Genomic DNA, 26,120 nt, shown 5'->3' on the forward strand with positions numbered 1-26,120 from the left:
CCCGGAGCGCCAAGTAATTTTGGATTCTGCCAATTCTATTCGGGCTTGCAATCTTATTTTACTCTTTATATACTGATATTAGTACCAAGTGCTAATCCGGAAGGGTGAATGGTTTGAGGATTCCTAAAAAGGAAAGGCAACATCGTCTCGGGGCGTTGCTGGATGAAAATCCGTTTATGACTGATGAGGAGTTATCCAAACATTTTCGAGTCAGTGTGCAGACAATTCGCTTGGATCGCTTGGAATGCGGCATACCTGAGTTGCGAGAACGTCTGAAAAGTGTAGCCACCCGTTCGTTGGAGGCAGAACTGAAGTCGATGCAGTCTGATGAGGTTTTCGGTGAAATCGTCGATATTGAACTGGACCGGCGTGCGGTATCCATTTTTGACGTCACTTCGGATCATGTATTTCAGCGCAGTGGCATTGCTCGCGGCCATCATTTATTCGCACAGGCGAATTCATTGGCAGTTGCGGTACTGGATGATGATCTGGCCTTGACGGTTGACTCGAGATTGCATTTTCATCGTCCTGTTCGAGCCGGCGACCGTGTGATCGCAAGGGCGATCGTGAACTATGATCTTTCAACCGGAAGACGGACGGTTGTCGAAATTACTTCCTCCGTTGAAAATGAACTGGTGTTTTCGGGTGAGTTTCAAATGTATCGTTCTGGTACAGATACGAGGAGGGAATCAAAATGATCATCGCTTTGGATGGGATGGGCGGAGACCACGCACCTAAGGAAATTATAGCCGGAGCGCTTCAAAGCCTTCGTGCATTTGACGATATACATATACATATTTATGGGGATGAGTCGGCAATGGCCCCGTTCCTGGAAACGCATGACCGGCTGCAGGTCATTCCATGCAGTGAAAAGATTGAGGCGGAAGATGAGCCCGTTCGTGCAATCCGCAGGAAGAAGGACGCTTCCATGGTGAAAATGGCGCAGGCTGTCAAAGATGGAGAAGCCGATGCCTGCGTATCGGCTGGTAATACCGGTGCCCTTATGGCGGCAGGCTTATTCATTGTCGGCCGCATTGATGGGATTGATCGTCCTGCTTTATCTCCTACACTTCCAACCCTTGATGGGAAAGGGTTTGTCCTGTTAGATGTCGGTGCAAATTCGGATGCCAAGCCAGCTCATCTTGGCCAATATGCAGTTATGGGAAGCATTTATGCGGAAAAGGTGAGAGGGATATCGAATCCGCGGGTCGGGCTGCTGAACATCGGGACTGAACAAGGCAAAGGGAATGAATTGACGAAGGCTGCTTTTGATATTCTATCGGAAGCGCCCATCCATTTTGTGGGTAATGTGGAGGCCCGTGATTTGCTGGAAGGCGTGGCGGACGTCGTAGTAACGGACGGCTTTACAGGAAACATGGTCTTAAAGACAATTGAAGGAACAGCGGCTGGATTCTTTTCCATGCTAAAGGGCGTATATGGAGCTTCATTCAAATCGAAACTTTCCGCTGTTCTTATCAAAGATGGCTTGCGTGAATTAAAACATAAAATGGACTACACGGAATATGGAGGCGCCGGCCTATTCGGGTTGGCAGCTCCAGTTATTAAAGCCCATGGCTCGTCCAATAGCAATGCCATTTTGAATGCGATTCGGCAAGCAAGAACCATGGTACAGCATAATGTTTGCAAAACAATACAGGATACAGTTAGAGAGGCGGAGAAAGAATCATGAAACTAGCATTTATTTTTCCGGGACAAGGATCTCAATCGGTTGGGATGGGCACAGAGCTGGCTGCGGCTGATGAAAACAGCGCAACCCTCCTCCTCCGTGCGGATGACGCACTTCCTTTCAGCCTGAGTGAACTAATCAAGGAAGGGCCTCAAGAGAAGTTGACGTTGACGTATCATGCGCAGCCTGCGTTGCTTGCAGTCGGTGCCATGATTGCTTCCAAGCTTAACGATGCTGGAATTGTGCCGGATTATACAGCCGGCCATAGTCTTGGTGAATATACGGCGCTTGTCGCTTCAGGCGTGCTTGCGTATGAAGACGGGGTATCTATCGTCCACCAACGGGGACTCTTTATGAATGAAGCGGTTCCTGCGGGAGAAGGGGCAATGGCAGCGATACTCGGCCTTGACGCGGATGCAGTAAAAGTGGTGACGGACGCCATTACAAAGGAAGGCCATGTCGTTCAGCCGGCTAATTTGAACTGTCCCGGCCAAATTGTTATTTCGGGTACGAAAGCAGGAGTGGATCTGGCATGTGTGCAGCTGAAAGAAGCCGGGGCAAAGCGGGCAATCCCTCTGGATGTCAGCGGGCCGTTCCATTCAGCGTTAATGCAACCGGCTGCTCAAAAACTCCAAGAGGCATTGGATCAGTTGACTTGGCAAGATGCAGAGATTCCTGTTGTGGCTAATGTTTCAGCAGAACCAGTAACAGATTCAGCGGTAATCAAGAAATTATTAGTTGAACAGCTTTATTCCCCTGTTCGCTGGGAAGAATCTGTCCGACAATTAATTGACCTTGGCGTGACCCATTTCATTGAGTGCGGCCCTGGAAAAGTATTAAGCGGTTTAGTTAAGAAGATTGATAGAAGTGCTACTGTAATGCCGGTTTATGACAACGATACATTGCAAGCTGTCATGGAAGCTTCGAAAGGATGGTCGTAATGGGGAAATTTGATGGGAAGACTGCGATTGTAACGGGCGCATCCCGGGGAATCGGAAGAGAAATCGCTCTGCGTCTTGCAAAAGAGGGAGCGAACGTAGTCGTCAACTATAGCGGCAGCCAAGGGAAAGCGGAAGAAGTGGTGGCAGAAATCACTACATCAGGCGGCCAGGCGATCTCCGTTCAGGCAAACGTTGCGGATGCGGAAAGCGTAAAAGCGATGATGGACGAAACAATGAAGCAATTTGGCTCTATTGATTATCTAGTAAACAATGCAGGGATTACCCGCGATAATTTACTCATGCGCATGAAGGAAGACGAATGGGATGATGTCATGGCCATTAATCTAAAAGGTGTTTTCTTGTGCACAAAGGCCGTTACCCGTCAAATGATGAAGCAGCGTGCCGGAAGAATTGTCAATGTCGCTTCCATTGTCGGCGTTTCAGGTAATCCGGGTCAAGCCAACTATGTGGCAGCGAAAGCTGGTGTCATCGGACTGACCAAAACAACGGCAAAGGAGCTCGCGTCCCGCAATATTACAGTGAATGCTGTTGCACCGGGGTTCATTACAACAGATATGACCGATGCTCTTCCGGAAGATGTGAAAACACAAATGCTTTCGACGATCCCTCTTGGTAAATTAGGCGATCCGCAAGATGTTGCGAATGTAGTCGCATTCCTTCTTTCGGATGAAGCGGCGTACATTACGGGACAAACAATTCATGTAGACGGCGGCATGGTCATGTAATTTATCAATGAATGATTGGATTTCCTGTTCAAATCCTTATGCAATTTCTGCTACTTGGTATTTTGGATGGGCACTATCTTTGAAAGGAGGTGACTAATTTGTCTACTGTACTTGAGCGCGTAACGAAAGTGGTTGTCGACCGTCTTGGTGTCGATGAAAGCGAAGTGAAACCTGAAGCTTCTTTCCGTGATGATCTTGGCGCAGACTCTTTGGATGTCGTTGAGCTAGTTATGGAATTAGAAGATGAATTCGATATGGAAATTTCTGACGACGATGCTGAAAAAATCGGCACTGTCGGCGACGCAGTTAATTATATCGAAGAAAAAACAAAATAAGAAAATACTTTTCTCCGATTGAGACCCTTTCATTTCACCGGCTGCCGGATTGAATTGAAAGTGTCTCTTTTCGGTTTTGCATGTGCTGCGTGAACGAGGTAAAATGAAAACACCATGAAAGAAAGGCAGATCGTTATATGACACAAAATCGGAATCAAAAAAGCAAATCGACTGGAGGCTCTTTGCCTGTGGCAGAGCGGAAAAAATTTGAGGAACTCCAATCAGCATTAGGAATTCAATTCAAGGACGCCTCTCTGCTGTACAACGCATTCACGCACTCGTCCTATGTTAATGAACATCGAAGAAAACGATTTACCGACAATGAACGACTTGAATTTTTAGGAGATGCCGTATTGGAACTAGGTGTTTCCCGATTTTTATATTCTACAGAACCCAATATGTCAGAGGGCCAATTGACAAAACTTCGAGCGGCTATCGTTTGTGAACCCTCTCTCGTCACTTTTTCAAATGAACTGAAATTTGGTGACTATATTTTATTAGGGCGGGGTGAAGAACAGACAGGAGGAAGAACGCGTCCTGCTCTGCTGGCCGATGTGTTTGAAGCATTTATTGGTGCTTTGTTCTTGGATCAAGGAATGGAAATTGTAACAAAGTTTTTGGAGAAAGTCGTTTTTCCAAAGGTTGGCGTCGGTGCTTTTTCGCATGTGATGGATTATAAGAGCCGTTTGCAGGAAATTGTCCAGCAAAATGATAATGGGCAGCTTCATTACGAAATTATTGAGGAGAAGGGTCCTGCGCATGCGAAAAAGTTCGTGACCGTTGTCAGATTAGATGATCGACAGCTTGGAACAGGCATTGGGAAATCGAAGAAAGAGGCCGAGCAACAGGCTGCCTGCCAGGCAATCCAAGTATTGCAGGGGAAAGGCAACGAAGGAGAGAACTGAGTGTGTTTCTGAAGAGATTAGAGATCATTGGATTCAAGTCGTTTGCGGAACGGGTCGGCATTGACTTTGTACCGGGAGTGACAGCAGTTGTTGGGCCGAATGGAAGCGGGAAGAGCAATGTAACGGATGCGATCCGTTGGGTGCTCGGTGAGCAATCGGCGAAATCGTTGCGTGGATCAAAAATGGAAGATGTTATTTTTGCCGGCAGTGATTCGCGTAAACCACTCAATTTTGCTGAGGTTACGTTAATTCTTGATAATACGCAAGGTCGTTTTCCCCTCGATTACTCTGAGATCAGTGTAAGTCGAAGGGTTTTCCGTTCAGGCGAAAGCGTGTATCTGTTGAATGGTCAACAATGCCGTCTGAAGGATATTAACGATATTTTTATGGATTCAGGTCTCGGCAAGGAAGCGTTCTCCATCATCTCCCAAGGCCGAGTCGATGAAATCCTCAATAGCAAACCAGAAGATCGCCGGAGTATCTTTGATGAGGCGGCGGGTGTATTAAAATACAAGACACGCAAACGTAAAGCGGAGCACAAGCTGTTTGAGACGGAAGATAATTTAGATCGGGTGCTGGATATTCTTAAAGAGCTCGATACGAGAATCGGGCCGTTGCAAAAGAATGCGGAAGCGGCTGAGAAACATCTTGCCCTGTCTGAGCAGATGCGTGCAGCAGATGTGCAGTTATTGAATTTCGATGCTTTTCAGTTGAAACATGACATCATCAGTGAAATGGAAGAGCTGGATAAACTTCAAGCACAAAAAACTGAGGTGGACAGCGCTCTAAAACAGCTGGAGGGCGAGGCAGAGGAAACAAAAGCTGCCCTTGCTGAAAAGGATCAACTGCTGGATGCACTCCAAAAGCAATTAATCGATTTGAGTGCGGCAGCGGAAAAATGGGAAGGACGCCGTCTTCTATCACTCGAACAGCAACGGAATGCTGAGCAGCATTTGGAGCGTATTACGAATGAATTATCCGATGCGCTAGTTGAAAATGAGGAAACTGTCAATAAACTTGAAAAAACGAAAGAAAAATTACAGAAAATCCTTACCGAGAGCCAAGCGGTAAAAAAAGAAATGGACGAAATCTCTCAAGTTCTAAAGCGTTCGGTCAGTGAGACGGAACAGGAAATTGAGGAACTTAAATCGACCTATATCGAACGCTTGAATGAAGAAGCAACCATCCGGAATGATGTAAAGCATATTGAAGAACGGCTGCAAGGAGAAAAGCTGTCAACCGATCGGATCGTGCAGCAAACCGCCTTATTATTAGAACGCCGCAAACAGTTGGAAGAGGAGCGGGAAATTCGCCAGTCGAAATTCGAATCATTGACGGCCCGTCTGAAGGATAGCGAAGATCAATATAAGACGGCGATGGATTCATTGCGTTCTACCGAAAAGGATTTGGCTGAACAACAGCAGTTAATGCAAACTGCTTTGAATAAACAACATGAAATGCAGGGCAGATTGCGGGCGTTGCGAAGTTTGGAAACGGAGTTTTCGGGCTTCTATTCAGGTGTTAAAGAAATACTGGTTGCCAGGAAAGCGGACAAGTTGACTGGGATTGACGGAGCGGTCGCTGAACTCGTCTCCGTCTCGCCTCCTTATGCTAAAGCGATTGAAATCGCACTAGGAGGCGCAATGCAACATATTATTACGGAAACTGAACAGGATGCCCGCAAGGCAATTGCCTATCTGAAATCAAGAAATGCCGGCAGAGCCACCTTTTTGCCGAGAGACGTTATGAAGCCGAGAGTTCTTCCCGAGGCGTCCTTACAGATCGCGAAGCAGCATCCGGAGTATGTTGGAACGGCAGACTCGCTCGTTTCCACTGCGGATGCCTATCGCGTCATTGCTGCCAATCTTCTTGGAAACACGATAGTCGCGAAAACACTGGCCGGAGCTTCGGCCATTGCCAAAACGATCGGCTATAAATACCGAATCGTTTCACTGGACGGCGACGTCGTGAATGCAGGCGGATCATTGACTGGCGGCGGGGTGAAAGGACAATCCTCCGTCTTTTCAAGGAAAGCGGAGCTGGAATCACTGCAGAGCCATCTCGATAAAATGTCTAAATCAATTGATATCGGAACAAAAAAAATTAGTGATTCGAAAATGAAAGTCGCCCAGCAAATGCACGAAGCGGACAGTTTGCAAAAGGAACTTGAAACAATAAGGCAAGAGAAGGCCACGGTCGAAAACCGCTTTCGCGAAACGTTGATGGAGATCCGTACGGTGGAGTCGGAAATCGCCACTTCGGAAATCGGCATGAAAGGGGCGGAAACGGCCGGTTCAGAGCTGGCGGCTAAACGTCAGCACTTGCTTCAAAAGCATCAAACAGTTAAAAACGATCTGGAAACATTGCAGACTGAAATTGCACAATTGGAACGACTGGCTTCTGATCGGAGGACGGAAGAAGCGGCATTGCTAGCCCGTAACTCCGAATTAAGAGAACGGGCAGCCGTCCTTAGAGAACAGGTCACTTTCCATCAGACATCCGTGTCCGATATGGAAAGGCTTCTACTCGACATTCAGCGGAAAGTTGATCGCTTAACAGAAGAACGCCAATTTCTTTCCGGCAAAGGAAAAGGGAACGACTATACGCCGGAGGAAATAGAAATAAAAATTGAAGAATCGGCTTCCGCGAAAAAATCGATCGAATCTAAAGTGGATAAGGAGCGCTCAATCAGGGTTCTTCTCGCAGAAACACTGCAAGAGAAAGAGGAATCCCTCAAGAAGCAGCGTGCTGAATCAGACAGGCTCGTCAGATTGTTGAATGATCTGAATGTCGCCCTTTCCAGACTGGAAGTAAAATATGAATCGATCACAAGCAGATTGCTGGACGAGTATGGCTTATTCCCTGATATGGAATCCGTTCTGGAGGATTTTGACGCACAGCAAATCCGTATGCAAGTCAACGGGCTAAAAGAAGAATTGGAAGAGCTTGGAGCCGTCAACCCAAGCTCCATACAGGAATTCAAGGAAGTGTCGGAACGGCATCAGTTTCTCACTGAACAGCGGAACGATCTGTTGGAAGCGAAGAAGACGTTGACTGAGGCGATGTCTGAAATGGATCGTGAAATGGAAAGCCGGTTCTCGACTACTTTTCATGCTGTGAAAAGCCGTTTTCACATTGTTTTCAAAGAAATGTTTGGTGGCGGGGATGCGGATTTGATTCTCACGGAACCGGAGAATTTGTTGGAAACGGGCATTGAAATAGTAGCCCGGCCGCCAGGGAAGAAATTGCAGAGCTTAAGCCTGCTGTCTGGCGGGGAACGGGCTCTGACTGCAATTGCACTGCTGTTTTCTATCATTGAGGTCCGTCCTGTTCCATTTGTCATTCTGGATGAAGTGGAAGCCGCTCTCGACGAAGCGAATGTAATAAGGTACAGTAAATATTTGAAGAAGTTTTCCGACAATACGCAGTTCATCGTCATCACACACCGGAAAGGGACGATGGAAGGTGCGGACGTCCTATATGGCATTACGATGCAAGAATCAGGCGTCTCCAAGCTTATATCGGTGAAGCTGTCAGAAGTGCCGGTTGAAGCGATGAGCTGAAAATGAATGGATAGAGGAGAGAGTGCATTGTCTTTTTTTAAGAAATTAAAAGAAAAAATTACAGGGTCGAATGAGACAGTAACTGAAAAATTCAAAGATGGATTATCGAAAACCCGGAATTCCTTCACCTCGAAGGTTAATGACCTTGTTGCCCGATTCAGGGAAGTGGATGAGGAATTTTTTGAAGAGCTCGAAGAACTCCTCTTGCAGGCGGATGTCGGTATGGAAACGGTCATGGAATTGATCGATGAACTAAAGTTTGAAGTTAAGCGGAAAAACATTAAAGATACAGCAGGCATCCAGTCGGTCATCTCGGAAAAATTGGTGGAAATCTATAATGCCGGTGACGAAGAGACGAATGAGCTTAACTTGCAGGACGGACGGTTAAACGTCATTTTAATGGTCGGCGTAAACGGCGTGGGTAAAACGACGACGATCGGCAAAATGGCTGCCCGCTTTAAAGCGGAAGGTAAGTCGGTCATGCTTGCTGCGGGAGATACGTTCCGCGCGGGCGCAATCGATCAACTAGTCGTCTGGGGAGAGCGTGTCGGCGTGGAAGTGATCAGACAATCAGAAGGCTCTGATCCGGCTGCTGTCATGTATGATGCGATACGTGCGGCGAAGAACCGGAACGTGGATGTGTTGATTTGCGATACAGCCGGCCGGTTGCAAAATAAAGTAAATCTGATGAATGAGCTCGAAAAAGTGCATCGTGTCATTGGCAGGGAGATTGAAGGAGCGCCGCATGAAGTGCTCCTCGCACTTGACGCGACGACGGGCCAAAACGCTTTAATTCAAGCGCAAACGTTCAAGGAAGCGACAGATGTGACTGGAATTGTCCTGACGAAGCTTGACGGGACGGCGAAGGGCGGTATCGTATTGGCCATCCGCAGCAAGCTGAATATTCCTGTGAAGTTCGTTGGACTTGGCGAAGGCATGGATGATCTTCAGCCGTTTGATCCGGAAAAGTATGTCTATGGACTTTTTGCAGAAGGATTAGAACGTGAAGAAGAGCAATGAGCTCTGTTAGACAAGTAATTTTACTTGACAGATATACGGATCAATACTAATATACAGAGGAAGGCTAGGCGAGGAGGTAGGCAACTATGTTGGAAAAAACGACTCGCGTCAATTTCCTCTTTGATTTTTACCAATCGCTGTTGACCGATAAGCAAAGGTTATATATGCAATTATATTATTTAGACGATCTATCACTTGGCGAGATCGCCGAGGAATACGGCGTTTCCAGGCAAGCCGTCTATGATAATGTACGTCGGACGGAATCGATGCTCGAAGATTATGAGGAAAAGCTGAATCTATTTTCGAAATTTCAAAGCAGGATGGACATCATTGAGCGTCTGGAAGAATTGCTCAATGATCAACAAGATACATCCGAGGAAATGCGGAGATTGGTGAGCCGCTTAAAAGAACACGAGTAGGGGGAGTCTGTGCATGGCATTTGAAGGTTTAGCCCAGCGCCTGCAAGGGACGCTTCAAAAGATTACAGGTAAAGGCAAGATTAGCGAGGCAGACGTCAAAGAGATGATGCGTGAAGTGCGCTTTGCGCTCATTGAGGCAGACGTCAACTTGAAAGTAGTGAAAGAATTTATTAAGACGGTCAGCGAGCGGGCCGTCGGGCAAGATGTCATGAAAAGCCTGACACCTGGCCAGCAAGTCGTAAAAATAGTTAAAGATGAACTGACCAACCTGATGGGCGGAGAGCAGAACCCTATCCAATTCTCCCGTAAATCGCCGACTGTTATTATGATGGTCGGGTTGCAAGGGGCAGGTAAAACGACAACGACCGGTAAACTTGCGACTGTTTTGCGTAAACGGCATAATAAAAAGCCGCTTCTCGTCGCTGCAGATATTTATCGGCCAGCCGCTATCCAGCAATTGGAGACATTAGGGAAGCAACTGACCATACCTGTCTTCTCAATGGGCACTGAAGTTTCCCCTGTGGAAATTGCGCGTCAGGCATTGAAGGAAGCAGAAGAGAATCATCATGACGTCGTCATTATCGATACAGCAGGACGCCTGCATGTCGATGAAGCATTGATGCAAGAATTGAAAGACATCCGGGAACTAAGTAAACCGGACGAAGTCTTCCTCGTTGTCGATGCGATGACAGGGCAAGATGCTGTTAACGTAGCGAAATCATTCGATGAAGCAATCGGCATAACGGGTGTCGTGCTGACGAAACTTGATGGGGATACCCGTGGTGGAGCAGCGCTTTCCATTCGCTCGGTTACCCAAAAGCCGATTAAATTTGTCGGGATGGGCGAGAAGATGGATGCACTTGAACCATTCCACCCGGAGCGCATGGCTTCCCGCATACTTGGCATGGGAGATGTCATGTCTCTTATCGAGAAGGCGCAGGCAAATGTGGATGAAGAAAAAGCGAAAGAGCTGGAGCAGAAATTCAGGACGCAGACTTTTACACTGGATGATTTTCTGGATCAGCTGCAGCAAGTCCGGAAAATGGGACCTCTTGATGAATTGCTGAAAATGATGCCCGGGTTCAATAAAATCAAAGGCATCGAAAACGCCCAAGTCGACGAAAGCCAAATGGGTCGAGTGGAAGCGGTCATTTATTCCATGACCAAGGAAGAAAGAACATCGCCTGAGATGATTAATGCCAGCCGGCGCAAACGGATTGCCAAAGGATCAGGGACTTCCATTCAGGAAGTTAACCGTCTGTTAAAGCAATTTGAGGACATGAAAAAGATGGTCAAACAGATGACCAATATGCAGCAAAAAGGCAAGAAGAAGATGAAAATGCCAGGTTTTGATTCGTTTTTTAAGTGATAATGGAACAATCAGCAGGGTGTTAAGAAAAAACACTTTACAAACATGAGAAAGCTTGATAATATACTATCTTGTGTGAAACTATTCGGAGGTGCAAGTAAAAATGTCAGTAAAAATTCGTCTTAAACGTATGGGAGCAAAGAAAACTCCTTTCTATCGTATTGTAGTAGCAGATTCACGTTCACCACGTGATGGCCGTCAAATCGAAACAGTGGGAACTTACAATCCACTAACGAAACCGGCTGAAGTGAAAATCGACGAAGAACTAGCGCTTAAATGGCTTCAAAATGGTGCGAAACCATCAGATACAGTTCGTAATCTGTTCTCTGAACAAGGCATCATGGAGAAATTCCACAACGCAAAATACGGTAAATAATCAGGAGGGGTGGACATGAAGCAGCTGATTGAAACAATTGTTAAACCGTTAGTCGATCATCCGGGAGATGTCCAAATCGATGTCGATGAACAGGCACATCGGATTACGTACAAACTTTCCGTAAATCCCGAAGATATGGGAAAGGTGATCGGGAAGCAGGGACGTGTGGCGAAAGCGATACGTACTATTGTTTATTCAGCAGCAGGAAGTCACCACGGTAAGAAAGTTTACCTAGACATAGTCGACTAAAGGGAGGAACTTATGTTTCTTCCTTTTTTCGTCTACACTGATCTTGTCCAATCGAAGTGTCGGAGGATCGGCTCCTCATTATGGGAATTAAGGAAGGTGAGCAGCATGCAATGGTTTAATGTCGGGAAAATAGTGAATACGCATGGGATTCGCGGTGAAGTCCGGGTCATCTCACGGACGGACTTTCCGGAGGAACGGTATGCGGTCGGAAGTAAGCTGGCTTTATTTCTTCCGGATGAAAAGAAGCCTTTGATGTTAACAGTGGCGACGCACCGCCGCCATAAGAATTTTGACCTTCTTACATTTGAAGGCCATATGAATATTAATGATGTAGAGAAATATAGAGATGGTATTCTGAAAGTGTCTGAAGAGCAGCTGGGCGATTTGGAAGAAGGCGAATTCTATTACCACGAAATCATCGGCTGTACGGTCTTTACGGATTCAGGAGAAGAACTCGGGAAAGTGACTGAAATATTGGAAACGGGTTCCAATGATGTTTGGACTGTGACCCCTGAAAAAGGAAAGCCGCATTATATTCCGTATATCGAGGACGTCGTGAAAGAAATCGATATCGAAGAGAAGAAAATAATTATCGAGCCAATGGAAGGCCTCCTCTCATGATGAAAATCGATGTACTATCGTTATTTCCTGAAATGTTTGAGGGGGTTCTACACTCTTCTATCATGAAAAAGGCACAGGAGAACGGAGCCGTATCGTTCGGCGTCGTCGATTTCCGGGAGTACTCACCGAATAAGCATAAAAAGGTTGACGATTATCCATACGGCGGAGGGGCGGGAATGGTATTGAAACCAGAACCTCTCTTTGCTGCGGTTAAGGAGTTGACTGCAAACTCGGAGAAGCGTCCCCGCATCATTCTAATGTGTCCTCAAGGGGAAACATTTACCCAGAAAAAGGCGGAGGAGCTGGCTGTGGAAGAGCAGCTCATTTTCCTTTGCGGCCATTACGAAGGATACGATGAAAGAATTCGGGAACATCTAGTCACAGACGAATTGTCTATCGGAGATTTCATCTTAACAGGTGGCGAGCTTGCCGCCATGGCGATGATCGACAGCGTCGTCAGGCTGCTTCCGAATGTACTTGGGAATTCGGATTCTCCTGTTCTCGACTCTTTCTCTACCGGATTGCTTGAGCACCCTCAGTATACACGCCCGGCGGATTTTGAAGGGATGAAAGTACCGGATGTGCTATTGTCCGGGAATCATGCGGAAATTGAAAAATGGCGCGAAGAACAGTCGCTCCGGCGGACATACGAACGGAGAAAAGACCTGCTGGAAAGCGCCACGTTGACAGCTCATCAGCAAAAGATTCTGGAACAGCTGAAACGGCAAGAAAATTGAATGAGAAACCTTGCGCCATAGCGTATTCTATGGTACTATCTACTATGTGCTTCTATGTGAAGCCGTACTGACTGGTGTTCCGCTGCACAGAAAATGTTGCAAGAGCATCTGTGAATAAGGAGAGAAAACCATGCAAAACATTATTGCAGAAGTAACAAAAGATCAACTTCGTTCTGATCTTCCAAGTTTCCGTCCTGGGGACACTGTCCGCTTGCACGTGAAAATCATCGAGGGTACTCGCGAACGTATCCAAATCTTCGAAGGTGTTGTTATCAAACGTCGTGGAGGCGGAATCAGCGAAACTTTCACTGTCCGTAAAATCTCCGGCGGTGTCGGTGTTGAACGTACATTCCCTGTACACACACCAAAGATCGCAAAAATCGAAGTGACACGCCGTGGTAAAGTACGCCGTGCGAAATTGTACTACCTTCGCAACCTACGCGGAAAAGCTGCGCGTATCAAAGAAATTCGCTAATCATACGAACATCAGAGAAGGCCTGCAAAATGGCCTTCTTTCTTTTTGCCTGGAGTACGGATAAAAGGTACAATAACTGTAGGAAGTACTCGGGAGGTTCAGACGATGAAAGAGAAAAAGACGAAAAACGAAACACTGGAATGGGTAAAAGCCTTACTGATTGCTTTCGGGCTAGCTGCCATTATACGTATTTTCTTATTTACACCTATCGTAGTGGATGGCATTTCCATGATGCCGACATTGGAGGATGGGGACCGGATGATTGTGAACAAAATTGGCTATACGATCGGGAAGCCGGATCGTTTCGATATTGTGGTCTTTCATGCTCCTGAACAAAAGGATTATATTAAACGGGTTATCGGCTTGCCGGGTGATACCGTGGAATACCGGGATGATGTACTGTATGTGAATGGAAAAGCCTATGACGAGCCGTATTTGGATCAATACAAAGAGACGGTCACAGATGGACCTTTGACAGAAGACTTTACACTGGAAGAAAAGATTGACAGGAAAACCGTTCCGGAGGGATATGTTTTCGTAATGGGCGATAACCGAAGAAAAAGTAAAGACTCCAGACATATTGGCGCTGTGCCAATTGATGAAATCATTGGCAGTACGAAATTTATCTTCTGGCCCATCGAAGACTTCGGCATGGTGAAATGACGGAAAGGGTTTGATGATAAATGACCATACAATGGTTTCCAGGTCATATGGCGAAAGCCAGAAGGGAAGTTACCGAGCAGCTGAAGCTGGTCGATATCGTTTTTGAATTAATTGACGCAAGATTACCGCTTTCCTCTCGAAACCCGATGATCGATGAAGTGCTTGGACAAAAGCCACGGCTGCTCATTCTGAATAAAATGGATCTGGCTGATGACAGGGAAACGGCCAAATGGATCCGATATTTTGAAAGTAAAGAGCTCCATGCCGTCGCCATCAACTCGTTCGAAGGCAAAGGCCTCCAAGCCGTTACGAAGGCTGCAAAAGAGATCCTGGCCCCTAAGATAGAGCGGATGAAACGCAGAGGTATTCGGCCGGGAGCAATACGGGCAATGATTGTCGGCATTCCGAATGTAGGAAAATCAACGCTGATCAACCGGCTGGCTAAGAAGAATATTGCCAAAACCGGAAATAAACCCGGCGTGACTAAAGCACAACAATGGATCAAGTTCGGAAAGGAACTGGAACTCCTCGATACTCCAGGTATCCTTTGGCCTAAATTCGAGGATCAATCGGTCGGCTACAAGCTGGCGCTGACTGGTGCCATCAAGGATACGATTGTCAATATGGAAAACCTGGCTGTCTATGGCCTGCGGTTTCTGGAACAACACTATCCTGAACGGCTTGAGGAACGCTATCATATCAGTACGGTTGGCGAAGACATCGCCGCAGTATTCGATAATGTCGGTGAAAACCGGAAAGTGTATGCGGCAGGCGGAGAAATTGATTACGAAAAAGTAGCCGAGTTAATTGTACAAGATATTCGAAATGAGCTTCTAGGGAAGCTGACATTCGATTTTGTGAGCGAGACGGAAGAGCAAGCTGATGCAATGATGGATTAATTGCATCAGCTTTTTTGATTTGTTAAAGGCTGCGGAATGGATAAATGGGCCTTTTCTTAGAATGGGTATCGATTCTTACGTTATTTTGTCGATATAATAGGCTAAGGAACAATACTAGTGTCAGAAGGTGTACGGATGCAAACAATAAAGGAAATTGCGGAACGGCTGCAAAATACGGAAGTGCCTGAGTCTTGGATGGATGAATTAGCAAAAGATTCCCGGGCTGGAGTGAAAAATGAACTGAAACGTTGGCAGCGTCGTTATGAAAAACGATTGATTAAAGAAGCGGCATACATGGAAAAAGTAGAATTTGATGAATCGTATAAACGGTTCGATGGTGCAATGCTGGCAGGAATTGATGAAGCTGGAAGAGGGCCTCTTGCAGGACCGGTTGTTTGTGCGGCAGTCATCTTGCCAAAAGAAACGGAAGTACTAATGGGACTGGACGATTCGAAAAAAATTCCGAAACACGAGCGTATCCGTCTGGCGGAATTGATTAAACAAATCGCCATCAGTTATTCAATACATATACAAACTGCAGAGCGCATTGATGAACTGAATATTTATTCCGCAACAAAAGCATCCATGGAAACTGCAATCGCGGAGCTGCAGGTCCGTCCGGATGTCGTCCTTGCTGACGCAATGCCCCTACATACCGGCTGTGAGGCTGTCTCTGTCATAAAAGGGGATGCCAAAAGCTTGGCGATCGCAGCTGCTTCAATCCTCGCGAAAACAACAAGGGATGACTTGATGGAACAGTTCCATGAAAAGTATCCGATGTACAATTTTAAGCAAAATGCGGGCTACGGAACGGAAGAGCATGTCGAAGCCCTATATGCCTATGGCCCATGTGAAATTCACAGAAAAACGTTTGAACCGGTAAAAACAGTAATGGAAAGGGGCTTGTTTGCTGATGAGCCATCCGATGATCAATCAAGTAACAGGAGGATCCTTAACACAAAATAACAGTAAGCCGATTGTCCTGCGGGAAGGCCAGATGTTCCACGGGAGTGTCAAACAATTATTCCCCGGCCAAATGGCTGAAATCCAAATCGGAAACAATCGAATGCTTGCGCGACTGGAAGTTCCGATGAAAGCGGGCGACGCCTATTATTTTCAAGTGGAATCGGTCGAACCGGAGTTGCAATTGAAAATCGTTTCTGGTCCTATGCAATTGGGGGAAAGCCAAGGAAAGCAAATTGCGAGTTTACTGGAATCTTTGGACCTTCCAAAAACAAAGGAGATGCAAAGTCTTCTTGCTTTCTTGTTGAAAAATAAGATTCCCGTTTCGAAGGAGCAGTTAATTCAGGCGGAAAAATTGCTTGGAACAGTTGCCGGCAAGCAACAGACAGCCGCCCTTGCTGCTATTGGAAAACTAATGGCACTGAAATTGCCCCTAACACAAACCAATTTCAGTGCCATTCTCGGTGTAGTGGGGAAAGAACCGCTGCACCCTTTGCTTCAAGCATTACAAGTAGTGTTGAATGAAGATGCTTCCGTCCCTCCCGCTACAAAAAATACCATATTGGACTCTTTGGCATCCGTAACGAAAGGCGGACATGAAGCCGTAGCGAAATTGATTCTAAACGAAGCGATTCTGAAGTTGATGGATAAAACAGTACCGAATGAAGAACGGTTCCAATTATTACAATGGCTGAAAAAGGCGGACCTCTTGCCTGCAAGGGCATCGCTAGCTAACTTTCCGAGCATTCTCCAAGACATAGTAGCCGGCCGTGGGGAATCAGCACCAGCCTCCGTCATCCCAAACCTCTCTGGAATAAGCGCGTTAGAAACAGGCAGCAAAGATGGTATGACGCAACAGACAATGCAGCCTGGCAGCACTGGCCGAATCGTGGCCCTGTTGCAAAATGTATTACATTCATATGGAACGGATTCGGACGCAGTTACTGTATTAAAAAATGAACTGAAGTTGGCGAGCTGGCTCTCTAACGAACAAAAGGCTTCTATTAATATGGCGATGGAACGATTGCAATCGACCCCGGCAGGTTCCCTTACAGAGCCACTGCAACGAGTGACCGAAATGGTTGTCCGTGCAGTCGTAGCGCACCATACTGCGCAGCCGCTTATGCAAGAGACAGACCCAATGGCCTCCCTGCTGGCAGGCAATAAGACGGGGCAAGAGCTACGCAATCTCTTTCAAATGGCAGCAGAGTCCAGTTATCCGGCTGTTCAAGGGCTGGTAGGGGAAGCGAATGAGAAGTTGGCAGAGAATCTCAATGGTCATCTAATAAAAGATGCGATGCAAACGATCGCAAAATCTTTTGGCTTTCAGTATGAAGCCGGTCTTGCGAATAAAGACTCCGATGCAGCAGCCCAGCTTGCGCGCTCGTTAAAACCGCAACTGCTCTCGCTCATCCATGACCCCGCTGCATCTCCCGCTTTGCGGGACTTGGCGGAAGCTGTCATTGCCAGGTTCAATGGACCTTCGCTGCTATCCGGCGAGACATCCTTGAACTATCAGTTGATCATGCAGGTGCCCCTTTCATTTTTCGGTAAAAAAATTGACGCTACGCTGCAATGGAACGGTAGAATGAAAGAAAACGATCAAATCGATCCGGATTATGCAAGAATATTATTTTACTTGGATCTTGAAGCGCTTGACAAAACAATTGTGGACATGCAGGTGCAAAGCAGGATTGTGACTGTGACGATTTTTAATGAAAAAGCAGAGCTGAAACTGGTTGGTGATTTATTTACAGACAGATTGAGAGAAGGGTTGGAAAGTGCGGAATATCATCTGTCTGGTGTATTCTTTAAACCATTTGCCGAAGAGATGAGAAAAAAACCTGTCGAGCAGAGCAGGGAGAACGGGATTGATTTCAGGATATGAATGAGAACAAACATAGGCGGCATGAAGCTGTTGCCTTATCCTATGATCCGGGTTCATTAGAGGCTCCCAAAGTGCTTGCTAAGGGGAAAGGCAAGATTGCAGATAATATTTTGGAAAAAGCGATGGAGCATGGCGTACCCGTTCAGCAGGATCCTACGTTAATTGAACTTCTTGGAAATCTAGATGTAAATGAAACAATTCCGGAGCCTTTATACCAGGCAGTGGCCGAAGTGTTTGCATACATTTACCAACTGGATAGGGAATATGGAAAAAACAGTGTGAAATCTGTCGAAAATCATTAAATCTGCGAAAGACAATTGTGGACATTATATGACAGGTTTACTACAATAGATAGGGCAGTAAATAATAGTTACAAGTTCGATTGGAGGATGTAAGATGAATATCCATGAATATCAAGGAAAACAGCTGCTAAGAGACTATGGCGTCGCTGTTTCAAACGGTCGGGTAGCATTCTCTCCCGATGAAGCTGTAAAAGCGGCTAAGGAACTCGGTACGGATGTTGTCGTTGTAAAAGCACAAATCCATGCAGGCGGCCGTGGTAAAGCGGGCGGAGTCAAGATTGCTAAGAATCTTGATGAAGTGCGTGAATATGCAAAAGAATTACTTGGAAAAACACTTGTCACTCACCAGACAGGTCCAGAAGGCAAGGAAATCAAGAGACTTCTAATTGAAGAAGGCTCTGACATCAAAAAAGAATACTACATCGGCCTAGTCGTTGACCGTGCCACTGATCGCGTTACATTAATGGGATCAGAAGAAGGCGGTATGGACATCGAGGAAGTGGCTGAAAAAACACCGGAAAAGATTTTCAAAGAAGTAATCGATCCGGTTGTCGGCCTTACTGGTTTCCAAGCAAGACGCATGGCATTCAACATGAACATCCCATCCCATCTTGTGAATAAAGCGGCAAAATTCATGACGGGCCTTTATCAAGTATTCGTTGAGAAGGACGCTTCCATTGTTGAGATCAACCCACTCGTCGTAACTGGCGATGACAATGTACTCGCTTTGGATGCAAAGTTCAACTTTGACGACAATGCCTTGTACCGTCATAAGGACATCGTAGAACTTCGCGACTTTGATGAAGAAGATGCGAAAGAAATCGAAGCGTCCAAATATGACCTAAGCTATATTTCCCTAGATGGCAATATCGGCTGCATGGTCAATGGTGCAGGACTTGCGATGGCTACGATGGATACAATCAACTATTACGGCGGTTCACCCGCAAACTTCCTTGACGTTGGGGGCGGCGCGACAGCTGAAAAAGTTACAGAAGCGTTCAAAATCATCCTATCTGATGAGCACGTAAAAGGAATTTTCGTCAATATCTTCGGCGGTATCATGAAGTGTGACGTAATTGCTGAAGGTGTCATCGCAGCTGCTAAGGAAGTTGGCCTTGAAGTTCCTCTTGTTGTTCGACTTGAAGGGACAAATGTCGACAAAGGTAAAGCTCTATTGAACGAATCAGGACTTAACATCATCGCTGCCGATACAATGGCTGATGGTGCACAAAAGATTGTTGAACTCGTAGGCTAAGAAAGGCAGGGACAAACAATGGCTATTTATATTAATAAAGATACAAAAGTGATTGTACAAGGTATTACAGGATCTACAGCACTTTTCCATACTAAACAAATGCTTGAGTATGGTACAAAAATCGTCGGCGGTGTTACACCAGGTAAAGGTGGCACAGAAGTGGAAGGCGTACCTGTCTTCAATACAGTTGAAGAAGCTGTAAAAGCTACAGGGGCTAACGTTTCTGTTATTTATGTACCAGCTCCATTCGCAGCTGATGCGATTTTGGAAGCAGTGGATGCAGAATTGGATATGACAATTTGTATTACTGAACATATTCCTGTTATTGATATGGTAAAAGTAAAGCGTTACATGGAAGGCAAGAAAACACGTCTTGTCGGCCCGAACTGCCCAGGCGTCATCACGGCTGACGAGTGTAAAATCGGCATCATGCCTGGCTATATCCATACGAAAGGCCATGTTGGTGTTGTTTCCCGCTCCGGAACTCTTACGTACGAAGCGACTCACCAATTGAGCCAAGCTGGAATCGGCCAGACGACAGCTGTCGGTATCGGCGGAGACCCTGTTAACGGTACGAACTTCATCGACGTTCTAAAAGCATTCAATGAAGACCCTGAAACATACGCTGTTGTGATGATCGGGGAAATCGGCGGTACTGCTGAAGAAGAAGCGGCAGAGTGGGTTAAAGCCAACATGACTAAGCCGGTTGTAGGCTTTATCGGTGGACAAACTGCACCTCCAGGAAAGCGTATGGGCCATGCGGGCGCTATCATTTCCGGCGGTAAAGGTACTGCTGCTGAAAAAATTAAAGCGATGAAAGAAGCAGGTATTGAAGTAGCGGATACACCATCTGTTATCGGCGAAACATTAATCAAAGTCATTAAGGAAAAAGGCATCTACGACAAGTGTAAAACTCATTAATGACGAATGCAGTATGCTGTAATGGCATACTGCATTTTTGCTATTATTTTCTAAGGAGGTTGACCAATTGTACAGTCCAATGGAGCGCCAGCTGCTCCGCTTGCATTATATTTATCCTGTTCCTTGGAATCGGATCCAGCCACTATTCGAGATAGACCCCGATCTGGAAAGGCTGGCTGCGATGAAGCCTGAACTGCTATCCCGATTGTTGCGACTACCTATCAGCAAAGCCGAGCGATTGAGCGATCGGCTACGAGAACTTGACCAAACCCCTTTAGATCGCCTGTATCGCCAAGAAGGCATTACCCCCATTCCTATCACACATTCCCACTACCCGAACGATTTAAAGCGGCTTATCGATCCTCCGGCAGTCCTCTATGCAAAAGGGGACATCACATTGTTCAGTGCCCATGCAAAAATATCGATCATTGGCTCGAGAAAGGCTTCGGAATATTCCAGAACGGCCCTCTCTATGATTGTTCCTCCGCTGGTAAAACACGGTATAGTTATCGTCTCAGGACTGGCAAAAGGCGCTGATTCACTTGCCCATGAAGCAGCAATTGAGTATGGCGGTCAAACAATTGCCGTGCTTGGCAGCGGCCATTTTCATGTATATCCTAAAGAAAATGCAATGCTCGCTTCCAGAATTGCAAAAGATCATTTGCTGGTTACGGAATATCCTCCATATGTGCAGCCTACCAGATGGACCTTTCCTATGAGAAATCGAATCATTAGCGGATTAGCAGATGCTGTGGTCGTCACAGAGTCCGCGGAGAGGAGCGGCACGATGAGTACGGTAGAACATGCCCTCGATTACGGAAAGGTCGTATACGCGGTTCCAGGGCCAATAACCTCTCCTTTATCGATCGGCCCGAATAAATTAATCGAAGAAGGGGCAAACCCTGTCTGGAACGGCTTTCAAATCATTGAAACTGCCTTCTGAGAAGGAGCTTTTTGGAGACCTTGATATTGAAAAGGTTGATTTTAATTCAAATCTGTTATACATTTTGCAACAGATATTCTTTTAAGTTGCCAGCAGAAAAAGGTATGCTGGTTAGAAGATAACAAATAATATACTTTTTTGATTAAAAGGGTACCTCTTGAGGAGGAGCAAAGTTATGGCGGATTATTTAGTAATAGTGGAATCCCCGGCAAAAGCGAAAACCATTGAACGCTATTTGGGGAAGAAATATAAGGTGCGGGCATCGATCGGTCATTTGCGAGATCTGCCGCGCAGCCAAATGGGTGTAGACACCGAAAATAATTACGAACCGAAATATATTACGGTACGCGGAAAAGGGCCTATTCTGCAAGAGTTGAAAAAAGATGCGAAAAAAGCTAAGAAAGTCTTTCTCGCGGCTGACCCGGATCGCGAAGGGGAAGCAATTGCTTGGCATTTGGCTCATCAGCTCGGCATCGATATTGACTCGGATTGCCGCGTTGTATTCAATGAAATAACGAAAGATGCCATTAAGGAATCTTTTAAACACCCACGGCCGATAGATATGAACCGGGTGGATGCACAGCAGGCAAGGCGTGTATTGGATCGTCTGGTCGGTTATAACATCAGCCCGATCCTTTGGAAAAAAGTTAAAAAGGGACTATCAGCAGGTAGGGTTCAATCTGTTGCTCTCCGTTTGATTGTTGACCGGGAGAAAGAAATAAAAGCTTTCCAGCCTGAAGAGTATTGGTCCATCGGAGGTAAATTCCAAAAAGACGGCAGTTCATTTGAGGCTGCCTACTATGGCAACACCGAAGGAAAAGTTAAACTATCGACAAAGGAACAAGTCGAAGAGGCACTGAAGACTTTGAACGGGGACATTTTTGAAGTTGTAAACGTTATCAAAAAGGAACGGAAAAGAAATCCTTCGCCACCTTTTACCACATCTTCATTGCAGCAAGAGGCCGCCCGGAAATTGAACTTCCGTGCACGGAAAACGATGATGCTTGCCCAGCAGCTCTATGAAGGGATTAATGTTGGCAAGGAAGGTAGTGTCGGTCTGATCAGTTATATGCGTACGGACTCTACCCGTATTTCCGATACAGCGAGATCTGAGGCAGTTTCATTTGTTGAGACGATGTACGGCAAGGAGTTTGTCTCTGTGCCTGGAAAGCCGAAGGGCAAAGAATCAGCAAATACCCAAGATGCCCACGAGGCGGTACGTCCGACTTCTGTCATGAGGACTCCTCAATCCATGAAGGAATACCTCTCAAGAGATCAGCTTCGTCTGTATAAATTAATTTGGGAACGGTTCGTTGCCAGCCAGATGTCTCCCGCTATTTTGGATACAGTCACTGCAGACTTGCTAAACGGAGATGTGAAGTTCCGGGCGACTGGATCGGAAGTGAAATTTCCGGGGTTTATGAAAGTGTACATTGAAAGCGACGAAGACCAGGAGGAAGAGAAGGAGTCTATTCTCCCGCCGTTGGACACGGGTGAAAAGGTAAAAAGTCTCGAAATTGAGCCGAAACAACATTTTACCCAACCGCCTCCACGCTATTCAGAGGCAAGGCTCGTCAAGACGCTGGAAGAACTAGGAATAGGCAGACCATCGACATATGCGCCAACTCTTGATACAATTCAAAAGCGAGGTTACGTCACATTAGATGCCAAACGCTTCGTTCCTACCGAGTTAGGTGAGATTGTCCATCAGGCGGTCAATCAGTACTTCCCGGATATTATCGATATTGAGTTTACTGCTGAAATGGAAAAGAGCCTGGACGATGTTGAAGAAGGCGAGGTTCCGTGGAAGCAAGTCATCGATGAATTCTATCGGGATTTCGAAAAGCACGTCCAAGTGGCTGACGAAGAGATGGAGAAAATCGAAATAAAAGACGAGCCTGCCGGGGAAGATTGCGAAAAGTGCGGCTCTCCGATGGTATTTAAGATGGGTCGCTTCGGGAAATTTATGGCTTGTTCCAATTTCCCGGATTGCAGAAATACGAAAGCGATTGTTAAACCGATCGGAGTTACATGTCCTTCCTGTAAAGAAGGCCAGGTCGTTGAACGAAAGAGCAAAACAAAACGGATTTTCTATGGCTGTGACCGTTACCCTGAATGCGAATATGTATCATGGGATAAACCGATTGCACGTCCATGCCCGAAATGTCAAAATACATTAGTTGAAAAAAGATTGAAAAAAGGCATTCAGATACAATGTACGGAATGTGATTATAAAGAAAACGTGCAAGAATGATGCAGGAAAAGAGTGAGGAAATGCGACCAGTCGTAAACGTAATAGGAGCCGGCCTGGCAGGAAGTGAAGCGGCATGGCAGATTGCATCCCGGGGTGTAAATGTCCGTTTGTATGAGATGCGTCCTGTCAAACAGACACCCGCACATCATACGGATAAGTTTGCAGAACTAGTATGCAGCAATTCACTGCGTGCCAACAATTTAACGAACGCTGTCGGGATTATCAAAGAAGAGATGAGACGGCTGGGCTCCCTCATCATCGAGTCCGCCGATCAATGCGCAGTACCTGCTGGCGGGGCACTTGCTGTAGACCGACATGAATTTGCAGGCAATGTGACCGGGCAAATTAAGAATCACCCGCTGATTGAGGTGATTAACGAAGAAGTGACAGATCTCACACAACTGCTGGAAGGGATCACGGTGATTGCGACGGGGCCTCTGACATCTCCTGCATTAGCAGAGAAGATCAAGGAGCTGACCGGGGAAGAATACTTATACTTTTACGATGCGGCTGCGCCGATCATTGAAAAGGATTCCATTGATATGGAAAAGGTGTATTTGAAATCCCGGTACGATAAAGGAGAAGCGGCCTATTTAAATTGTCCTATGGACGATGAGGAATTTAAAAGGTTTTACGATGCACTCGTATCTGCTGAAGTAGCTCCATTGAAAGAGTTCGAGAAAGAAGTGTATTTTGAAGCGTGTATGCCGGTGGAAGTACTCGCCCAGCGTGGAGAAAAGACATTGTTGTTTGGGCCGCTAAAACCAGTTGGCCTGGAAGATCCTAAAACAGGGAAACGTCCAAGAGCGGTCGTCCAGCTAAGGCAGGATGATGCGGCAGGAACTCTGTACAACATCGTCGGCTTCCAGACGCACATGAAATGGGGAGCACAGAAAGAAGTCATTCAATTGATTCCCGGATTGGAGAACGTGGAGATTGTTCGTTACGGTGTCATGCATCGCAATACTTTCATCAATTCTCCAAAGGTGCTAAAATCGACATATCAATTGAGAACAAGAGAGAATTTGTTCTTCGCTGGTCAGATGACTGGTGTGGAAGGATATGTGGAATCTGCCGGTTCCGGGTTAATTGCCGGAATCAATGCCGCCATGCTGGCGCTAGGCAAGGAACCGATTCTTTTTCCTAAGGAAACGGCACTTGGTAGCATGGCACGATACATTACAGAAGCCGATCCGAGGAATTTCCAGCCGATGAATGTCAATTTTGGACTGTTTCCTGACTTGGGTGAACGCGTCAAGTCAAAAGTGGAGAGAGCTGAGAAACATGCCGGAAGGGCGCTGGAAGCGCTAGAAAGTTTCCGTGCATCCGTTACATTGTGATAGCGGGCTGCCCCTGATTACTGGGGCAGCTCTTTCCTATTGTGGAAAATTAAACAGTACAGCTTCCAGTAACAGGAAAAGGGAATTTGAATAAATTGTGACGATCCGGTGAATATGTAACATAATCCTTTTTTACTCAATACGAATTGATTGCGGCGGGAGTATTGATTGCTGTATAGTGAATCGTGGATGACTTTTGAATAGAGTAAGTAGTCGACATTTTCGAGTATTCATGTAAAAAGTTGGATTCTAAAGATTACCACAAATTACTATTTAAAAACTATTCAAATCTTTACAAACTTTGTTATAATGTATATGAGAGTGATTCATTCTGGAGGTGAATTGCTTGACCGATGTAACCAAAGAAGCTTTTGCTGCGTATATTTCCTACATTCGACTTGAGAAAAACTTTTCATCTTTCACTGTTTCGGAGTATGAAAGGGATGTCACCGAGTTTTTTGCATTCATGGATGCGGAAGGGATTTCTAATCTTTCGGATGTTACTTATCCAGTAGCGCGGTTATACGTAACGAAACTGTATGATAACGGATTTTCACGGACGACCATATCCAGAAAGATCTCCTCGCTGCGCTCGTTCTACAAGTTTGCCAATGCTCGTTACGGGGTAAACGATAATGCATTCCGATTGTTGCATCATCCGAAGAAGGAAGAGCGACTTCCGGCTTTTTTTTATGAGGAGGAAATGGGGGAACTTTTGGCTGCCTGTGGTCAGGATGACAAAAAATCATTACGCGACCGGGCGCTATTAGAGCTGCTCTATGCGACTGGAATGCGTGTCAGTGAATTGGTCGCCTTAAAAATAAAGGATATCGACCTGTCGCTTGGGATTGTTCTCGTAATGGGGAAAGGAAGAAAAGAGCGGTACATACCTTTTGGCAGTTTTGCTTTATCGGCTTTGGAAACGTATCTCGCTGATGGCAGGCCGCTGCTGATGAAAAACAGGCAGCATGAAGCTTTGTTTGTCAATATGCGAGGCGAACCGTTAACCGATCGGGGCGTACGACATGTATTGAATGAATTGATGAAGCGTGCCTCCCTCCATACGAAGATTCATCCACATATGATCCGCCACTCGTTTGCGACACATTTGCTGGCCAATGGGGCGGATATGAGAACAGTCCAAGAATTGCTTGGGCATAGCCATATATCTTCAACTCAAGTGTATACACATATTACGAAAGAGCACTTGCGGAAAACGTATATGAATACACATCCGCGTGCATAGGAG

26 protein-coding genes are annotated in these 26,120 nt (G+C 46.1%); all 26 read left to right on the forward strand.

Features of this window, described 5'->3' with window-relative positions:
- Positions 1–113 precede the first annotated feature (113 nt).
- Complete coding sequence (fapR, locus tag ACSW3C_RS03675; RefSeq protein WP_486560984.1) at positions 114–698, forward strand: transcription factor FapR; 585 nt, start codon at positions 114–116, stop codon at positions 696–698.
- Complete coding sequence (plsX, locus tag ACSW3C_RS03680) at positions 695–1,690, forward strand: phosphate acyltransferase PlsX (protein ID WP_486560985.1); 996 nt, start codon at positions 695–697, stop codon at positions 1,688–1,690. The genes fapR and plsX overlap by 4 nt, the downstream gene beginning before the upstream one ends.
- Positions 1,684–2,628, forward strand: coding sequence for an ACP S-malonyltransferase (gene fabD, locus ACSW3C_RS03685; RefSeq protein WP_486561493.1), 945 nt, complete (start codon positions 1,684–1,686; stop codon positions 2,626–2,628). The genes plsX and fabD overlap by 7 nt, the downstream gene beginning before the upstream one ends.
- Positions 2,628–3,374, forward strand: coding sequence for a 3-oxoacyl-[acyl-carrier-protein] reductase (gene fabG, locus ACSW3C_RS03690; RefSeq protein ID WP_486560986.1), 747 nt, complete (start codon positions 2,628–2,630; stop codon positions 3,372–3,374). Before fabD ends, fabG begins: the two co-directional genes overlap by 1 nt.
- A gap of 98 nt (positions 3,375–3,472) precedes the next feature.
- Positions 3,473–3,709: an acyl carrier protein gene (locus tag ACSW3C_RS03695; protein WP_184206791.1), complete on the forward strand. Its 237-nt coding sequence runs from the start codon at positions 3,473–3,475 to the stop codon at positions 3,707–3,709.
- Between the two features lie 137 nt (positions 3,710–3,846).
- Positions 3,847–4,614: a ribonuclease III gene (gene rnc, locus ACSW3C_RS03700; RefSeq protein WP_486560987.1), complete on the forward strand. Its 768-nt coding sequence runs from the start codon at positions 3,847–3,849 to the stop codon at positions 4,612–4,614.
- 2 nt (positions 4,615–4,616) lie between these two features.
- A complete protein-coding gene (gene smc, locus ACSW3C_RS03705; protein ID WP_486560988.1) occupies positions 4,617–8,177 on the forward strand; it encodes a chromosome segregation protein SMC in 3,561 nt (1,186 codons plus the stop codon).
- A gap of 27 nt (positions 8,178–8,204) precedes the next feature.
- Positions 8,205–9,197, forward strand: a complete 993-nt coding sequence (ftsY, locus tag ACSW3C_RS03710; RefSeq protein WP_486560989.1) for a signal recognition particle-docking protein FtsY — start codon at positions 8,205–8,207, stop codon at positions 9,195–9,197.
- Between the two features lie 86 nt (positions 9,198–9,283).
- Complete coding sequence (locus ACSW3C_RS03715; protein ID WP_486560990.1) at positions 9,284–9,616, forward strand: putative DNA-binding protein; 333 nt, start codon at positions 9,284–9,286, stop codon at positions 9,614–9,616.
- A gap of 13 nt (positions 9,617–9,629) precedes the next feature.
- Entirely contained in the window at positions 9,630–10,985 is a 1,356-nt protein-coding gene (gene ffh, locus ACSW3C_RS03720) for a signal recognition particle protein (protein WP_486560991.1), read from the forward strand.
- 103 nt (positions 10,986–11,088) lie between these two features.
- Positions 11,089–11,361, forward strand: coding sequence for a 30S ribosomal protein S16 (rpsP, locus tag ACSW3C_RS03725; protein WP_060209070.1), 273 nt, complete (start codon positions 11,089–11,091; stop codon positions 11,359–11,361).
- 15 nt (positions 11,362–11,376) lie between these two features.
- A complete protein-coding gene (locus ACSW3C_RS03730) occupies positions 11,377–11,610 on the forward strand; it encodes a KH domain-containing protein (protein ID WP_486560992.1) in 234 nt (77 codons plus the stop codon).
- Positions 11,611–11,715: 105 nt separating this feature from the next.
- Positions 11,716–12,231 (forward strand): ribosome maturation factor RimM, encoded by a 516-nt coding sequence (rimM, locus tag ACSW3C_RS03735; RefSeq protein WP_486560993.1) that lies wholly within the window; start codon positions 11,716–11,718, stop codon positions 12,229–12,231.
- Complete coding sequence (trmD, locus tag ACSW3C_RS03740; protein WP_486561494.1) at positions 12,231–12,968, forward strand: tRNA (guanosine(37)-N1)-methyltransferase TrmD; 738 nt, start codon at positions 12,231–12,233, stop codon at positions 12,966–12,968. Before rimM ends, trmD begins: the two co-directional genes overlap by 1 nt.
- Before the next feature lie 130 nt (positions 12,969–13,098).
- Entirely contained in the window at positions 13,099–13,443 is a 345-nt protein-coding gene (gene rplS, locus ACSW3C_RS03745) for a 50S ribosomal protein L19 (RefSeq protein ID WP_184206775.1), read from the forward strand.
- A gap of 105 nt (positions 13,444–13,548) precedes the next feature.
- On the forward strand, positions 13,549–14,106 hold the full coding sequence (lepB, locus tag ACSW3C_RS03750; RefSeq protein WP_486560994.1) for a signal peptidase I: 558 nt from the start codon (positions 13,549–13,551) through the stop codon (positions 14,104–14,106).
- Positions 14,107–14,126: 20 nt separating this feature from the next.
- Positions 14,127–15,005: a ribosome biogenesis GTPase YlqF gene (ylqF, locus tag ACSW3C_RS03755; protein ID WP_486560995.1), complete on the forward strand. Its 879-nt coding sequence runs from the start codon at positions 14,127–14,129 to the stop codon at positions 15,003–15,005.
- A 135-nt stretch (positions 15,006–15,140) separates the two neighbouring features.
- The gene (locus ACSW3C_RS03760) at positions 15,141–15,971 is read left to right on the forward strand and encodes a ribonuclease HII (protein WP_486560996.1); all 831 of its coding nucleotides are present in this window, start codon (positions 15,141–15,143) and stop codon (positions 15,969–15,971) included.
- Positions 15,919–17,856, forward strand: coding sequence for a hypothetical protein (locus ACSW3C_RS03765; RefSeq protein WP_486560997.1), 1,938 nt, complete (start codon positions 15,919–15,921; stop codon positions 17,854–17,856). Before ACSW3C_RS03760 ends, ACSW3C_RS03765 begins: the two co-directional genes overlap by 53 nt.
- The gene (locus tag ACSW3C_RS03770) at positions 17,853–18,158 is read left to right on the forward strand and encodes an EscU/YscU/HrcU family type III secretion system export apparatus switch protein (RefSeq protein ID WP_486560998.1); all 306 of its coding nucleotides are present in this window, start codon (positions 17,853–17,855) and stop codon (positions 18,156–18,158) included. Before ACSW3C_RS03765 ends, ACSW3C_RS03770 begins: the two co-directional genes overlap by 4 nt.
- Before the next feature lie 94 nt (positions 18,159–18,252).
- On the forward strand, positions 18,253–19,413 hold the full coding sequence (sucC, locus tag ACSW3C_RS03775; RefSeq protein ID WP_248511307.1) for an ADP-forming succinate--CoA ligase subunit beta: 1,161 nt from the start codon (positions 18,253–18,255) through the stop codon (positions 19,411–19,413).
- Positions 19,414–19,431: 18 nt separating this feature from the next.
- On the forward strand, positions 19,432–20,334 hold the full coding sequence (gene sucD, locus ACSW3C_RS03780) for a succinate--CoA ligase subunit alpha (RefSeq protein ID WP_486560999.1): 903 nt from the start codon (positions 19,432–19,434) through the stop codon (positions 20,332–20,334).
- A gap of 67 nt (positions 20,335–20,401) precedes the next feature.
- A complete protein-coding gene (dprA, locus tag ACSW3C_RS03785) occupies positions 20,402–21,277 on the forward strand; it encodes a DNA-processing protein DprA (RefSeq protein WP_486561000.1) in 876 nt (291 codons plus the stop codon).
- 175 nt (positions 21,278–21,452) lie between these two features.
- Positions 21,453–23,531, forward strand: coding sequence for a type I DNA topoisomerase (topA, locus tag ACSW3C_RS03790; protein ID WP_486561001.1), 2,079 nt, complete (start codon positions 21,453–21,455; stop codon positions 23,529–23,531).
- Positions 23,532–23,551: 20 nt separating this feature from the next.
- Positions 23,552–24,871: an FADH(2)-oxidizing methylenetetrahydrofolate--tRNA-(uracil(54)-C(5))-methyltransferase TrmFO gene (trmFO, locus tag ACSW3C_RS03795; protein ID WP_486561002.1), complete on the forward strand. Its 1,320-nt coding sequence runs from the start codon at positions 23,552–23,554 to the stop codon at positions 24,869–24,871.
- Between the two features lie 346 nt (positions 24,872–25,217).
- Positions 25,218–26,117 carry a tyrosine recombinase XerC gene (gene xerC, locus ACSW3C_RS03800; protein ID WP_486561003.1) on the forward strand — a complete coding sequence of 300 codons (900 nt, stop codon included), beginning with the start codon at positions 25,218–25,220 and terminating at the stop codon, positions 26,115–26,117.
- Positions 26,118–26,120 lie beyond the last annotated feature (3 nt).

Source organism: Sporosarcina sp. AD_1, from assembly GCF_057373025.1.